9 protein-coding genes, 2 tRNA genes and 3 rRNA genes are annotated in these 14,968 nt (G+C 54.5%); 7 read left to right on the top strand and 7 right to left on the bottom strand.

Annotated features, from left to right (window positions below):
- The 4 genes from PI91_RS02405 to rrf form a co-directional block, all read left to right on the top strand.
- Positions 1-1,254 (top strand): 16S ribosomal RNA (locus PI91_RS02405); the annotation flags it as partial.
- Positions 1,255-1,339: 85 nt separating this feature from the next.
- Positions 1,340-1,415 (top strand) — tRNA-Glu (locus PI91_RS02400).
- A gap of 181 nt (positions 1,416-1,596) precedes the next feature.
- Positions 1,597-4,497, top strand: a 23S ribosomal RNA gene (locus tag PI91_RS02395).
- Positions 4,498-4,570: 73 nt separating this feature from the next.
- A 5S ribosomal RNA gene (gene rrf / locus PI91_RS02390) occupies positions 4,571-4,686 on the top strand.
- Between the two features lie 240 nt (positions 4,687-4,926).
- Here the strand turns inward: rrf and PI91_RS02385 are convergent.
- From PI91_RS02385 to aspA, 6 genes are all read right to left on the bottom strand, one after another.
- Positions 4,927-5,002: transfer RNA gene (locus PI91_RS02385), tRNA-Phe, on the bottom strand.
- Positions 5,003-5,129: 127 nt separating this feature from the next.
- Complete coding sequence (locus tag PI91_RS02380) at positions 5,130-5,705, bottom strand: transcriptional regulator (RefSeq protein WP_021240733.1); 576 nt, start codon at positions 5,703-5,705, stop codon at positions 5,130-5,132.
- Between the two features lie 49 nt (positions 5,706-5,754).
- Positions 5,755-7,446, bottom strand: coding sequence for a protein-disulfide reductase DsbD (locus PI91_RS02375; protein WP_039265379.1), 1,692 nt, complete (start codon positions 7,444-7,446; stop codon positions 5,755-5,757).
- Positions 7,422-7,745, bottom strand: a complete 324-nt coding sequence (cutA, locus tag PI91_RS02370) for a divalent cation tolerance protein CutA (protein ID WP_014168278.1) — start codon at positions 7,743-7,745, stop codon at positions 7,422-7,424. Before cutA ends, PI91_RS02375 begins: the two co-directional genes overlap by 25 nt.
- 113 nt (positions 7,746-7,858) lie before the next feature.
- Positions 7,859-9,160 (bottom strand): anaerobic C4-dicarboxylate transporter, encoded by a 1,302-nt coding sequence (locus tag PI91_RS02365; protein ID WP_008502949.1) that lies wholly within the window; start codon positions 9,158-9,160, stop codon positions 7,859-7,861.
- Positions 9,161-9,275: 115 nt separating this feature from the next.
- Positions 9,276-10,712 carry an aspartate ammonia-lyase gene (gene aspA / locus PI91_RS02360; RefSeq protein WP_003855923.1) on the bottom strand — a complete coding sequence of 479 codons (1,437 nt, stop codon included), beginning with the start codon at positions 10,710-10,712 and terminating at the stop codon, positions 9,276-9,278.
- 334 nt (positions 10,713-11,046) lie between these two features.
- On the opposite strand from aspA, the gene PI91_RS02355 reads away from it, so the two are divergent.
- Positions 11,047-11,511, top strand: a complete 465-nt coding sequence (locus PI91_RS02355; protein WP_023616652.1) for an FxsA family protein — start codon at positions 11,047-11,049, stop codon at positions 11,509-11,511.
- 36 nt (positions 11,512-11,547) lie between these two features.
- On the opposite strand, the gene yjeH is transcribed toward PI91_RS02355, so the two are convergent.
- Positions 11,548-12,768, bottom strand: a complete 1,221-nt coding sequence (yjeH, locus tag PI91_RS02350) for an L-methionine/branched-chain amino acid transporter (RefSeq protein WP_039265378.1) — start codon at positions 12,766-12,768, stop codon at positions 11,548-11,550.
- A gap of 179 nt (positions 12,769-12,947) precedes the next feature.
- Here yjeH and PI91_RS02345 point away from each other — a divergent pair, with 179 nt between their 5' ends.
- Positions 12,948-13,241 carry a co-chaperone GroES gene (locus tag PI91_RS02345; RefSeq protein ID WP_003855929.1) on the top strand — a complete coding sequence of 98 codons (294 nt, stop codon included), beginning with the start codon at positions 12,948-12,950 and terminating at the stop codon, positions 13,239-13,241.
- A gap of 31 nt (positions 13,242-13,272) precedes the next feature.
- Positions 13,273-14,916, top strand: coding sequence for a chaperonin GroEL (gene groL / locus PI91_RS02340; RefSeq protein WP_008502946.1), 1,644 nt, complete (start codon positions 13,273-13,275; stop codon positions 14,914-14,916).
- Positions 14,917-14,968: the final 52 nt, after the last annotated feature.

Below are 14,968 nucleotides of genomic sequence, written 5' to 3'. Positions count from 1 at the left end.
TAGCTGGTCTGAGAGGATGACCAGCCACACTGGAACTGAGACACGGTCCAGACTCCTACGGGAGGCAGCAGTGGGGAATATTGCACAATGGGCGCAAGCCTGATGCAGCCATGCCGCGTGTATGAAGAAGGCCTTCGGGTTGTAAAGTACTTTCAGCGGGGGGAAGGCGTTGAGGTTAATAACCTCAGCAATTGACGTTACCCGCAGAAGAAGCACCGGCTAACTCCGTGCCAGCAGCCGCGGTAATACGGAGGGTGCAAGCGTTAATCGGAATTACTGGGCGTAAAGCGCACGCAGGCGGTCTGTCAAGTCGGATGTGAAATCCCCGGGCTCAACCTGGGAACTGCATTCGAAACTGGCAGGCTAGAGTCTTGTAGAGGGGGGTAGAATTCCAGGTGTAGCGGTGAAATGCGTAGAGATCTGGAGGAATACCGGTGGCGAAGGCGGCCCCCTGGACAAAGACTGACGCTCAGGTGCGAAAGCGTGGGAGCAAACAGGATTAGATACCCTGGTAGTCCACGCCGTAAACGATGTCGACTTGGAGGTTGTGCCCTTGAGGCGTGGCTTCCGGAGCTAACGCGTTAAGTCGACCGCCTGGGGAGTACGGCCGCAAGGTTAAAACTCAAATGAATTGACGGGGGCCCGCACAAGCGGTGGAGCATGTGGTTTAATTCGATGCAACGCGAAGAACCTTACCTACTCTTGACATCCAGAGAACTTTCCAGAGATGGATTGGTGCCTTCGGGAACTCTGAGACAGGTGCTGCATGGCTGTCGTCAGCTCGTGTTGTGAAATGTTGGGTTAAGTCCCGCAACGAGCGCAACCCTTATCCTTTGTTGCCAGCGGTCCGGCCGGGAACTCAAAGGAGACTGCCAGTGATAAACTGGAGGAAGGTGGGGATGACGTCAAGTCATCATGGCCCTTACGAGTAGGGCTACACACGTGCTACAATGGCGCATACAAAGAGAAGCGACCTCGCGAGAGCAAGCGGACCTCATAAAGTGCGTCGTAGTCCGGATTGGAGTCTGCAACTCGACTCCATGAAGTCGGAATCGCTAGTAATCGTAGATCAGAATGCTACGGTGAATACGTTCCCGGGCCTTGTACACACCGCCCGTCACACCATGGGAGTGGGTTGCAAAAGAAGTAGGTAGCTTAACCTTCGGGAGGGCGCTTACCACTTTGTGATTCATGACTGGGGTGAAGTCGTAACAAGGTAACCGTAGGGGAACCTGCGGTTGGATCACCTCCTTACCTTAAAGAACCTGCCTTTGTAGTGCTCACACAGATTGTCTGATGAAAAGTAAATAGCAAGGCGTCTTGCGATTGAGACTTCAGTGTCCCCTTCGTCTAGAGGCCCAGGACACCGCCCTTTCACGGCGGTAACAGGGGTTCGAATCCCCTAGGGGACGCCACTTGCTGGTTCGTGAGTGAAAGTCACCTGCCGTCATATCTCAAAACTGACTTACGAGTCACGTTTGAGATATTTGCTCTTAAAAATCTGGATCAAGCTGAAAATTGAAACGACACATCTTTAATGGTGTGTTCGAGTCTCTCAAATTTTCGCATCAGAAGTGAAACATCTTCGGGTTGTGAGGTTAAGCGACTAAGCGTACACGGTGGATGCCCCTGGCAGTCAGAGGCGATGAAGGACGTGCTAATCTGCGAAAAGCGCCGGCGAGGTGATATGAACCTTTGACCCGGCGATGTCCGAATGGGGAAACCCAGTGCAATTCGTTGCACTATCGTTAACTGAATACATAGGTTAACGAGGCGAACCGGGGAACTGAAACATCTAAGTACCCCGAGGAAAAGAAATCAACGAGATTCCCCCAGTAGCGGCGAGCGAACGGGGGAGCAGCCCAGAGTCTGAATCAGCTTGTGTGTTAGTGAAGCGGTCTGGAAAGTCGCACGGTACAGGGTGACAGTCCCGTACACGAAAATGCACAGGTTGTGAACTCGAAGAGTAGGGCGGGACACGTGGTATCCTGTCTGAATATGGGGGGACCATCCTCCAAGGCTAAATACTCCTGACTGACCGATAGTGAACCAGTACCGTGAGGGAAAGGCGAAAGAACCCCGGCGAGGGGAGTGAAAAAGACCTGAAACCGTGTACGTACAAGCAGTGGGAGCACCTTCGTGGTGTGACTGCGTACCTTTTGTATAATGGGTCAGCGACTTATATTCTGTAGCAAGGTTAACCGTATAGGGGAGCCGAAGGGAAACCGAGTCTTAACTGGGCGTTAAGTTGCAGGGTATAGACCCGAAACCCGGTGATCTAGCCATGGGCAGGTTGAAGGTTGGGTAACACTAACTGGAGGACCGAACCGACTAATGTTGAAAAATTAGCGGATGACTTGTGGCTGGGGGTGAAAGGCCAATCAAACCGGGAGATAGCTGGTTCTCCCGAAAGCTATTTAGGTAGCGCCTCGTGAACTCATCTTCGGGGGTAGAGCACTGTTTCGGCTAGGGGGCCATCCCGGCTTACCAACCCGATGCAAACTACGAATACCGAAGAATGTTATCACGGGAGACACACGGCGGGTGCTAACGTCCGTCGTGAAGAGGGAAACAACCCAGACCGCCAGCTAAGGTCCCAAAGTCATGGTTAAGTGGGAAACGATGTGGGAAGGCACAGACAGCCAGGATGTTGGCTTAGAAGCAGCCATCATTTAAAGAAAGCGTAATAGCTCACTGGTCGAGTCGGCCTGCGCGGAAGATGTAACGGGGCTAAACCATGCACCGAAGCTGCGGCAGCGACACTATGTGTTGTTGGGTAGGGGAGCGTTCTGTAAGCCGTTGAAGGTGGCCTGTGAGGGTTGCTGGAGGTATCAGAAGTGCGAATGCTGACATAAGTAACGATAAAGCGGGTGAAAAGCCCGCTCGCCGGAAGACCAAGGGTTCCTGTCCAACGTTAATCGGGGCAGGGTGAGTCGACCCCTAAGGCGAGGCCGAAAGGCGTAGTCGATGGGAAACAGGTTAATATTCCTGTACTTGGTGTTACTGCGAAGGGGGGACGGAGAAGGCTATGTTAGCCGGGCGACGGTTGTCCCGGTTTAAGCATGTAGGCGGAGGTTCCAGGTAAATCCGGTACCTTTTAACGCTGAGGTGTGATGACGAGGCACTACGGTGCTGAAGTAACAAATGCCCTGCTTCCAGGAAAAGCCTCTAAGCATCAGGTAACATCAAATCGTACCCCAAACCGACACAGGTGGTCAGGTAGAGAATACCAAGGCGCTTGAGAGAACTCGGGTGAAGGAACTAGGCAAAATGGTGCCGTAACTTCGGGAGAAGGCACGCTGATATGTAGGTGAAGCCCCTGCGGGTGGAGCTGAAATCAGTCGAAGATACCAGCTGGCTGCAACTGTTTATTAAAAACACAGCACTGTGCAAACACGAAAGTGGACGTATACGGTGTGACGCCTGCCCGGTGCCGGAAGGTTAATTGATGGGGTTAGCGGCAACGCGAAGCTCTTGATCGAAGCCCCGGTAAACGGCGGCCGTAACTATAACGGTCCTAAGGTAGCGAAATTCCTTGTCGGGTAAGTTCCGACCTGCACGAATGGCGTAATGATGGCCAGGCTGTCTCCACCCGAGACTCAGTGAAATTGAACTCGCTGTGAAGATGCAGTGTACCCGCGGCAAGACGGAAAGACCCCGTGAACCTTTACTATAGCTTGACACTGAACACTGGTCCTTGATGTGTAGGATAGGTGGGAGGCTTTGAAGTGTGGACGCCAGTCTGCATGGAGCCGTCCTTGAAATACCACCCTTTAATGGCTGGTGTTCTAACGTAGACCCGTGATCCGGGTTGCGGACAGTGTCTGGTGGGTAGTTTGACTGGGGCGGTCTCCTCCCAAAGAGTAACGGAGGAGCACGAAGGTTAGCTAATCCTGGTCGGACATCAGGAGGTTAGTGCAATGGCATAAGCTAGCTTGACTGCGAGAGTGACGGCTCGAGCAGGTGCGAAAGCAGGTCATAGTGATCCGGTGGTTCTGAATGGAAGGGCCATCGCTCAACGGATAAAAGGTACTCCGGGGATAACAGGCTGATACCGCCCAAGAGTTCATATCGACGGCGGTGTTTGGCACCTCGATGTCGGCTCATCACATCCTGGGGCTGAAGTAGGTCCCAAGGGTATGGCTGTTCGCCATTTAAAGTGGTACGCGAGCTGGGTTTAGAACGTCGTGAGACAGTTCGGTCCCTATCTGCCGTGGGCGCTGGAGAATTGAGGGGGGCTGCTCCTAGTACGAGAGGACCGGAGTGGACGCATCACTGGTGTTCGGGTTGTCATGCCAATGGCACTGCCCGGTAGCTAAATGCGGAAAAGATAAGTGCTGAAAGCATCTAAGCACGAAACTTGCCCCGAGATGAGTTCTCCCTGAGACTTTAAGTCTCCTGAAGGAACGTTGAAGACGACGACGTTGATAGGTCGGGTGTGTAAGCGCAGCGATGCGTTGAGCTAACCGATACTAATGAACCGTGAGGCTTAACCTTACAACGCCGAAGATGTTTTGGCGAAGAGACGAACAATCAAAATTCAGCCTTGATACAGATTAAACAGAATTTGCCTGGCGGCTTTAGCGCGGTGGTCCCACCTGACCCCATGCCGAACTCAGAAGTGAAACGCCGTAGCGCCGATGGTAGTGTGGGGTCTCCCCATGTGAGAGTAGGGAACTGCCAGGCATCAAATAAGAAGAACCCCGTACCGAAAGGTGCGGGGTTTTTTGCTTTGTGCGCCAGAAATCATGCCGGATGACGGCTTCGCCTTATCCGGCCTACAAAACCTGTAGGCCCGGTAAGCGCAGCGCCACCGGGCATGGCAGACTGCACGATCCCACGGTAAAAAGAAGCAAGAATACTAAAGGAGGGATTTATAAACGCAGAAAAGCAAAAACCCAGCCATAGGCTGGGTTCTTTAAATAGTGGTGCCCGGACTCGGAATCGAACCAAGGACACGGGGATTTTCAATCCCCTGCTCTACCGACTGAGCTATCCGGGCAACGGAGCGCATTAAACCGCAATCGCGCCTTATCGTCAACATTATTTCGGGAAAAGCTGTTCAATTGCTTAACTTTGCGGCAATCTGATGGTTTACGCGTCGAATACGTCAAATTTAACAGGTTCGCTTACGTTAACGCCCCGCCCATACGGCACTGAGCAAAGCGCAGAATATCTTCCGCCAGTCGGTGCGCCGTATCCACATCGGCCTGACTACGGTTCACCAGCATGCGGCTCAGGCAGCCCTCCAGCACCAGCTCCATCTGTTTCGCCACCATTGCCGGGTCATCCACTTCAAGACGGGTAAGCAGCTCGTGAGTGAAGTCATGCGCAGCCCGTTTTTGCTGATCCGCCAACTGATGGACAGGATGGTCGGGATCGGGATAGAACGTACAGGCCGCAATAAACAGGCAGCCCGGATAGCGGTTGTTGCTGACACATTCCGTCAGGGCGGTATAGCGCGCCAGAAGCTTTTGTTCCGCAGTCAGTTCTTCATTCAGCATCAGCTGCCTGCGCCAGATATCAACCTGCTGGCTGAGATAGCGCAGAGCATCATAAACGAGCGCCTCTTTATCCGGCCAGAAGCGCTTAAGATCATCCAGGGGGTAATCGATACGGTCGGCTACCATCTCAAGCGTGGTGCTGGCGATCCCATAAATCTCAAGTAATTGCAGGGCTTGTCCCAGTACGTCTTCGCGTTGCACGGTTATCTCCTCCGCTATTCCCAACGGTATGTTCCGTTTAAAGTGTTGTTTACGGTTGGCGATTGCGCAAATGCGCGCTAAATGCTGCTGCATCCATAAACCCGGTTACACGCTGTTCTGGCTGCTCCTGAGCCTGCTGATTGAAGAACAGGATGGTTGGCAGCCCGAGCACGTTAAGCTGCTTCAGCAGAGCCTTATCCTGCGCATTATTGGCGGTTACGTTCGCCTGGAGCAGAACCGTCTCTTTCAGGGCGTTTTGTACCTGAGGATCGCTAAAGGTGTATTTTTCAAACTCTTTGCAGGCGACGCACCAGTCGGCATAGAGATCGAGCATCACCGGTTTGCCCTTCGCCTGCGCAAGCGCGCTGTTGAGCTCATCGACGTTCTTAATCTGCATAAAGTTCAAATGCGCCTGCGTCTGGCCGACCGGCGAGCCGAACGCCCAATCCTGCAGAGGACGCACGCTCACCAGCGCGGCGGCGAGCAGGAGAATTTGCACCAGGCGCATCCACGCTTTTTTGGCCCCCAGACTGACGATAAATGCCCAGGAGAAGAACGCTACGCCGAGCATCGCCCACAGGCGAGTGCCCCAGACGTCACCCGTAATGCGTTCCAGCAGAAACACCGGCAGCGCCAGAATCACAAAACCAAATGCGGTTTTCACCGTCTCCATCCACGGGCCGCTCTTCGGCAGCAGGCGGTTGCCAAAAACCGTGACCAGAATGAGCGGCAGGCCCATGCCCAGCGCATAAAGGTACAGCGTACCGCCGCCGAGCCACAGATTGCCGCTCTGGGCAATATAGAGCAGGATGGCGCTCAGCGGGGCAGTGGTGCAAGGGGAGCAAATCAGTCCGGCGATGGCCCCCATCATAAACACGCCGCCTGCCGAACCACCCTGCTGACGATTGCTCATCAGCGTTAAGCGGGTTTGCAGAGTTGACGGTAACTGCAGCGTGAACAGGCCAAACATCGACAGTGCCAGCAGGATAAATATCGCCGACAGGCCAATCAGCACGTACGGGTGCTGAAGTGCGGCCTGGAACTGCAACCCGGCAGCGGCGACCACAAGGCCGAGCGCCGTGTAGGTCAGCGCCATACCCTGCACGTAAATAAAGGCCAGCAGCAGCGCGCGTGCGGTGGAAAGGCGCTGTTTGCCGCCCAGTACGATGCCAGAGATGAGCGGATACATCGGCAGCACGCAGGGGGTAAAGGCAATGCCAATGCCAATCAGTAAGGCCCACAGCGCGGAGAACGGAAGGTCAGCGGTATCCTCATGCTTCTCGCCTGAAGGAAGAGGGGAAATCGTGGGCGACGCTTTCACCTCACTAAGCGGAACCACCTTTGTTTCCGGCGGATAGCAGAATCCGGCATCCGCGCATCCCTGGTAGGTCACCGTCAGGGTCGCGCCTTTATCCGCCTGGTTCACCGTAACGGGCACGCTCAGGCGCTGGCGATAGATTTCGCTTTTGCCGTAAAACTCATCTTCATGCCACTCGCCAGCGGGCATTTGTAATGCGCCCACGCTGGCCTGAGCAGGCGTAATGCTCACCTGCTTGCGATAGAGGTAATAGCCCTCTTTCACCTGCCAGTTGAGCGTAAGGTCGTGCTGGTTTTGCTGGAAATCGAAAACAAACGCCCGATCGGCAGGAATGAAGTTCGAACGGCCGGGCGCGTCAAACAGCCCGGCAAAAACCGATGTGCTGCAAAGCAGCAGGATCAGCGTAAGGAAGCGTTGAGCCATGAGAGATAGTCGTTATCGCCATGAACCACTGGCAAGACCAGCAGTTCCGGGGTTTGGTAGGGATGATGAGATTTGAGGCAGTCCAGGAGTGCCTGCTGATTCGCCAGATTGGTTTTAAGCAACATCTGGACTTCGTACTCTTGCTCCAGCTTACCTTCCCAATAGTAAAGAGAGGTAGCGCCGGGGAGGAGCGTGACGCAGGCTGCCAGTTTTTCGGCCAGCACTTTGGCGGCGAGATCCTGGGCAGAAGCTTCATCAGGGGCGGTGCACAGTACGACAACGGCATCAGGCGTGTTCACAAGTCGACCTCCTCATCACGAAAGTCTTCACTATATCACGCAAGACGATTGGTCATTAATGAAACGGGCCGCTGAGCGGCCCGATTTTAACTATTTTTACAACGGCTAACCGTTTACAGCACAATGCCGCCGATGATAAAGCCGAGGACCACGCAAAGCGTAATCGCCACCACGCCCGGGATGAGGAACGCGTGGTTAAACACGTACTTACCGATACGGGTTGAGCCGGTGTCGTCCATCTCCACCGCCGCCAGCAGGGTTGGGTAGGTTGGCAATACGAACAGGGCAGAAACCGCCGCAAAAGAGGCAATTGCCGTCAGCGGCGTCACACCCAGCATCAGCGCCGCAGGCATCAGCGCTTTGGTGGTCGCCGCCTGGGAGTAAAGCAGAGTAGCCGCGAAGAACAGCACGACAGCCAGCAGCCACGGATAGTTGTGCAGCAGGTCACCAGCGACGGTCTGGATATCACTGATGTGCGCTTTCACGAAGGTATCACCAAGCCACGCCACACCCAGTACGCACACGCAGGCGCTCATACCGGATTTGAAAGTGCTGGCGTTCAGCACTTCGCTGGTATCAATTTTACAGGTGATGCTAATCAGCGTCGCGATGGTCAGCATGAACACCACAATCGCTTCGTTACGCGGCAGGACCGGGTTCTGGATCAGCCCCACGGTATCGCTGATGGCGGTCGCATAGAACATGACGGCAACAATACCAATCAGGAACAGCAGCACGGAGCGTTTCGCATGTGGCTTCAGTTCGAAGACCTGGCTGCCGCGCAGGCTCACTTCACCTTTTGCCAGACGCTCCTGATAAACCGGATCGTCTTTCAGTTCAGCACCGAGGAAGTTACACAGCACGGCGGTAATCATCACCGCAATCAGCGTCACCGGAATGCAGATCGCCAGCAGCGTCAGGTAGCTCACGCCCATCGGCTCCAGGATACCGGCGAAGAAGACCACCGCCGCGGAAATCGGCGAGGCGGTAATCGCGATCTGGGACGCGACGACGGCAATAGAGAGCGGACGCGACGGACGGATGCCCTGTTCTTTCGCCACTTCGGTGATCACCGGCAGCGTGGAGAAAGCGGTGTGGCCAGTACCGGCGAGAATGGTCATAAACCAGGTCACCAGCGGAGCAAGGAAGGTTATGTATTTCGGGTGGCGGCGTAGCATGCGCTCCGCCAGGCTCACCAGGTAGTCCATACCGCCTGCCACCTGCATGGCGGCAATAGCGGCAATGACTGCCATGATGATTTCGATAACGTCGAACGGTATTGCGCCGGGTTTAATCTGAAAGATAAGGGTAAGAACGAGCACTCCAAGACCGCCGGCAAAACCGATGCCGATACCCCCGAGTCGTGCTCCCAAATAAATCGCCAACAAGACGATGACGAGTTCTGCTCCAAACATAAGGACCTGCCTTGCTTATTAACAAGTTGATATTGAATTGTTGTATTTTGGTAACGCCTAAAAAGAAAAAAGGCACGTCACAAGTGACGTGCCTTAAGAAGCCTAGCCTGAACGGTTACTGTTCGCTTTCATCGGTATATCGTTTCGCTTTATAGGCCGGGTGCATCAGGTTCTGGGCTGAGAAAATATCGTCCAGCTCGGCTTCGGTCAACAGCCCGCGCTCCAGCACCACTTCGCGCACGCTCTTACCGGTTTCGGCGCAAATCTTACCGACGATGTCGCCGTTATGGTGCCCGATGAACGGGTTGAGGTAGGTGACGATCCCGATGGAGTTATAGACATAACCCTCGCAGACTTCTTTATTCGCCGTGATGCCGTTGATGCATTTTTCCAGCAGGTTGTAGCAGGCGTTGGTCAGAATGTGGATAGATTCAAACATCGCCTGGCCAATGACTGGCTCCATCACGTTCAGCTGCAGCTGACCCGCTTCAGAGGCCATGGTCACGGTCGTATCGTTACCGATGACTTTGAAGCAAACCTGATTCACTACTTCTGGCACGACCGGGTTCACCTTGGCTGGCATGATGGACGAACCTGCCTGCAGTTCTGGCAGGTTGATTTCGTTCAGGCCAGCGCGCGGGCCGGAAGAGAGCAGGCGCAGGTCGTTACAAATTTTGGACAGTTTCACCGCCAGACGTTTCAGCGCGCTGTGTACCATGACGTAGGCGCCGCAGTCGGAGGTCGCTTCAATCAGGTCTTCTGCAGGCACAACCGGCAGGTTGGACACTTCAGCCAGCTTCTGTACCGCCAGCTGCTGATAGCCATCCGGGGTGTTCAGACGCGTACCGATGGCGGTAGCGCCCAGGTTCACTTCCAGCAGCAGCTCGGAGGTGCGCAGCAGATTTTTAGTCTCTTCGTTCAGCAGGACGTTAAACGCGTGGAATTCCTGGCCGAGGGTCATCGGCACCGCATCCTGCAGCTGGGTACGACCCATTTTCAGAATGTCCTGGAACTCAACCGCTTTACGCTGGAAGCCATCACCCAGCTGGTTGATCGCATCCACCAGTTTCACCACGGAGGCATACACCGCGATACGGAAGCCGGTAGGGTAGGCGTCGTTGGTGGACTGGCATTTGTTGACGTGGTCGTTCGGGTTCAGGTACTGGTATTCACCTTTCTGGTGACCCATCAGCTCCAGGCCAATGTTTGCCAGTACTTCGTTGGTATTCATGTTGACGGAGGTGCCCGCGCCGCCCTGATAGACGTCAACCGGGAACTGATCCATGCATTTGCCGTTGTTCAGCACTTCATCGCAGGCTGCGATAATCGCATTTGCCGCGCTTTTAGGAATGGTTTGCAGCTCTTTGTTGGCCAGGGCTGCGGCTTTCTTCACCATCACCATGCCACGAACAAACTCAGGGATGTCGCTGATTTTGCTGTTGCTGATGTAGAAGTTTTCAATCGCTCTCAGAGTGTGGACACCGTAGTAGGCATCCGCTGGAACTTCCCTGGTACCCAACAAGTCTTCTTCGATACGAATGTTGTTTAACATGTGAACCTTCTTTTCAAGCTGCCGATGGATTGTACTAAACACACAGTATTTATGTGGTTTTGAATATTTTCTGACCGACGATTATTCCCTCAATCAGCCAGATGCTCGAGATCATATGCTGATGATAGCGAATTGCCGTAAGCTGGATCACTTATTATCGAGCCGATTCCATGATAATTATTAATCTGTGAAATGGGTCACCGCTTTAATATTTCCAAAAAAAATATCCGTGCAAACTGATTGAATTTTCGCTAACCGTCACCATCTCATACAAACGCGCGTCGCGAACACATTCAGACAGGGGCCGATGGCCTCTGCCACACAGGAGATGCCAGTGCGCTGGATACCGTTTATTGCTTTCTTTCTCTATGTTTACATTGAGATTTCCATTTTCATCCAGGTTGCCCATGTGCTGGGCGTCCTGCTGACGCTGATTCTGGTGATTTTCACCTCCGTCATCGGCATGTCGCTGGTGCGTAATCAGGGTTTCAAAAATTTCCTGATAATGCAGCAAAAGATGGCCGCAGGCGAAAGCCCGGCGGAAGAGATGATCAAAAGCGTGTCGTTGATTATTGCGGGGCTGCTGCTGATTCTGCCCGGGTTCTTTACCGACTTCCTCGGCCTTCTGCTGCTTCTGCCGCCGGTGCAAAAGCACCTGACCATGAAGCTGCTGCCGCATCTGCGCTTTAGCCGTATGCCGGGCGGTGGGTTCAGCACCGGGCCAGGCGACACGTTTGAAGGGGAATATCAGCGTAAGGATGAACAGCACGACCGTCTGGATCACAAAGACGATCGGTGATTTTGTTGCCCGGTGGCGCTTCGCTTACCGGGCCTACTAAAGCGCCAGCCACAACACCGCCAGCATGACGATGGCGTACATACTTTTCCACCCCACCATTGCCAGCAACAGCAGGCACAGTAGCCCCCCGACAAGCGCCAGTGCTTTATAACGGCCTTTCAGCAAACGGCATCCCGCCAGCATGCACAGCAGGTAGATCATAATAAAAATGCCGTTAGCGTAGACGAGCAGCGTATCCAGATTGACCTTCAGGGCGTAAATGCACAGCGTACTCAGCACGCAGCAGCCCAGTACGGCATTCAGGGCATTCAGCGGCAGCTGGCGTTTAGACAGGCGCGCGAGGCGGTTATCAGGTTTATCCAGCGCCTGCGACCACACCAGACGGGCAAAGCTCTGGATATAAATGTTGAGGCTGGCAAAACAGGCCAGATAGCCGATAACGCAGGCGATCCACAGCGCCTTCACACCAAACAGTTCAACCACGATACCCGGCAGCGATGCCGCGGCGGCGAGATCGGCTCCGAAAGCCTTGAAGTGCAACACCAGCACGGTACACGCCCAGTACACCGTGCCTGCCAGCAGCAGGCCGATCATCAGTGCGCGGGGGAAATCACGTTCAGGCTGCTTAAATTCCGACGCCAGATGGGCAAAGGCTTCCAGACCGACAAAACACCAGAACATGACGGAGAGCGCGGCAAAAAGCTGTGAGTGGTCGACGTCTGTCACGGCCGGGAAGGGAATCTCTTTTACGGTGATATCTCCCGCCCACCAGATAGCGGCAACGAGCGCGACAATCAGCACCGCAACCAGTGTCTGCAGGTTGGCGCTGGAGCGGGCTCCGCGTGAACCCACCCACCAGACGATAGCCAGCGTACCCAGTTCAGCCAACAGTAACTGCTCGTCATGCCAGCCAAACAGTGCCTGGCCAAAGCCGGTTGCAATGTGCAGCGCCGCAGGAAGCCCAACCGGAATAACGGAGAGAAACAGCCAGCCGGTCACACGCTCCAGTCGCGGGCCAAATGCCAGCCCGACAAAATGCGCCACGCCGCCCGCGCTGGGGAAATGCCGCCCCAGGATGGCAAACACAATGGCAATCGGGAAAACCAATACAATCAGAACGGGCCACGCCCACAGACTGTTATTTCCGGCTACCAGTGCCGCCAGTGCAGGTACGGCGAACACGCCCGTTCCTAACAAGGAGGTCGAGAGCAGGCCGACGCCCTGCGCCAGCCCCAACTCCTGCTTGAGTCCACTCATTGACATCGTCCTGCCAATTCCAAAAGAGAGGCGATGGTAACACTTTCGCAAAATTTTTTTTCAACTCCCCCTTGAAGGGGTAAAAAGCTATCCCCATCTCTCAGGGCACTAGTCGGAAAACCGCATGCGGGCCGGCGTCATCCATAACTGATAATGACTTTCTCAAAGGAGAGCTATCAATGAGTATTCGTCCGTTACATGATCGTGTGATCGTCAAACGTAAAGAAGTTGAAACCAAGTCTGCTGGCGGCATCGTTCTGACCGGTTCTGCAGCAGCCAAATCAACGCGTGGCGAAATCATCGCTGTCGGTAAGGGCCGCATCCTGGAAAACGGAACTGTGCAGCCACTGGACGTTAAAGTTGGTGACATCGTAATTTTCAACGATGGCTACGGCGTGAAATCCGAGAAGATCGACAATGAAGAAGTGTTGATCATGTCCGAGAGCGACATTCTGGCAATTGTTGAAGCGTAATTTACGCACGAGAATTTGAGGAAATAAGAACATGGCAGCTAAAGACGTAAAATTCGGTAACGACGCTCGTGTAAAAATGCTCCGCGGCGTAAACGTACTGGCAGATGCAGTTAAAGTGACCCTGGGCCCGAAAGGCCGTAACGTAGTGCTGGATAAATCCTTCGGCGCGCCAACCATCACCAAAGACGGTGTTTCCGTAGCACGTGAAATCGAGCTGGAAGACAAGTTCGAAAACATGGGTGCGCAGATGGTGAAAGAAGTGGCCTCTAAAGCGAACGACGCTGCAGGCGACGGTACCACCACCGCGACCGTTCTGGCGCAGGCCATCATCACCGAAGGTCTGAAAGCCGTTGCGGCGGGCATGAACCCAATGGATCTGAAACGTGGTATCGACAAAGCTGTCGCCTCCGCTGTGGAAGAACTGAAAGCGCTGTCCGTACCGTGCTCTGACTCTAAAGCGATTGCTCAGGTTGGTACCATCTCCGCTAACTCCGACGAAACCGTAGGTAAACTGATCGCGGAAGCGATGGACAAAGTCGGTAAAGAAGGCGTAATCACCGTTGAAGACGGTACCGGTCTGGAAGACGAACTGGACGTGGTTGAAGGTATGCAGTTCGACCGCGGTTACCTGTCCCCATACTTCATCAACAAGCCAGAGACTGGCGCTGTTGAGCTGGAAAGCCCGTTCATCCTGCTGGCTGACAAAAAAATCTCCAACATCCGCGAAATGCTGCCAGTGCTGGAAGCCGTTGCGAAAGCAGGCAAACCGCTGGTTATCATCGCTGAAGATGTTGAAGGCGAAGCGCTGGCGACCCTGGTGGTTAACACCATGCGCGGCATCGTGAAAGTGGCTGCGGTTAAAGCACCTGGCTTCGGCGATCGTCGTAAAGCGATGCTGCAGGATATCGCTACCCTGACCGGCGGTACCGTCATCTCTGAAGAGATCGGTATGGAGCTGGAAAAAGCGACCCTGGAAGACCTGGGTCAGGCGAAACGCGTTGTGATCAACAAAGACACCACCACCATCATCGATGGCGTGGGTGAAGAAGCCGCTATTCAGGGCCGCGTAGGTCAGATCCGTAAGCAGATCGAAGAAGCGACTTCCGATTACGACCGTGAAAAACTGCAGGAGCGCGTAGCGAAACTGGCAGGCGGCGTTGCGGTAATCAAAGTCGGTGCTGCGACCGAAGTTGAAATGAAAGAGAAAAAAGCGCGCGTTGACGATGCCCTGCACGCGACCCGTGCTGCGGTAGAAGAAGGCGTGGTTGCGGGTGGTGGCGTTGCGCTGGTGCGCGTTGCCGCTAAACTGGCTGGCCTGACCGCTCAGAACGAAGACCAGAACGTGGGTATCAAAGTTGCGCTGCGCGCAATGGAAGCGCCTCTGCGTCAGATCGTGTCTAACGCCGGTGAAGAGCCATCTGTGGTAGCAAACAAGGTTAAAGCGGGCGAAGGTAACTACGGTTACAACGCGGCAACTGAAGAATACGGCAACATGATCGACTTCGGTATCCTGGACCCAACTAAAGTGACCCGTTCTGCTCTGCAGTACGCGGCCTCTGTTGCTGGTCTGATGATCACCACCGAGTGCATGGTGACCGACCTGCCTAAAGGCGATGCGCCTGACTTAGGTGCTGCTGGCATGGGCGGCATGGGTGGAATGGGCGGCATGATGTAATCATGTTGTTCTGAACCTCTCAGAACGAACCCCGGGCAGAAATGCCCGGGGT

The organism is Enterobacter sp. FB (genome assembly GCF_000805795.1).
Lineage (GTDB): Bacteria > Pseudomonadota > Gammaproteobacteria > Enterobacterales > Enterobacteriaceae > Enterobacter > Enterobacter roggenkampii.
This window is presented reverse-complemented; position numbering and strand designations above follow the sequence as displayed.

Bases quoted from the DNA above. Each gene is read 5' to 3' on its own strand.
- PI91_RS02375 (WP_039265379.1), bottom strand. From the start codon at position 7,446: ATGGCTCAACGCTTCCTTACGCTGATCCTGCTGCTTTGCAGCACATCG.
- PI91_RS02365 (WP_008502949.1), bottom strand. From the start codon at position 9,160: ATGTTTGGAGCAGAACTCGTCATCGTCTTGTTGGCGATTTATTTGGGA.
- aspA (WP_003855923.1), bottom strand. From the start codon at position 10,712: ATGTTAAACAACATTCGTATCGAAGAAGACTTGTTGGGTACCAGGGAA.
- yjeH (WP_039265378.1), bottom strand. From the start codon at position 12,768: ATGAGTGGACTCAAGCAGGAGTTGGGGCTGGCGCAGGGCGTCGGCCTG.
- PI91_RS02345 (WP_003855929.1), top strand. From the start codon at position 12,948: ATGAGTATTCGTCCGTTACATGATCGTGTGATCGTCAAACGTAAAGAA.
- groL (WP_008502946.1), top strand. From the start codon at position 13,273: ATGGCAGCTAAAGACGTAAAATTCGGTAACGACGCTCGTGTAAAAATG.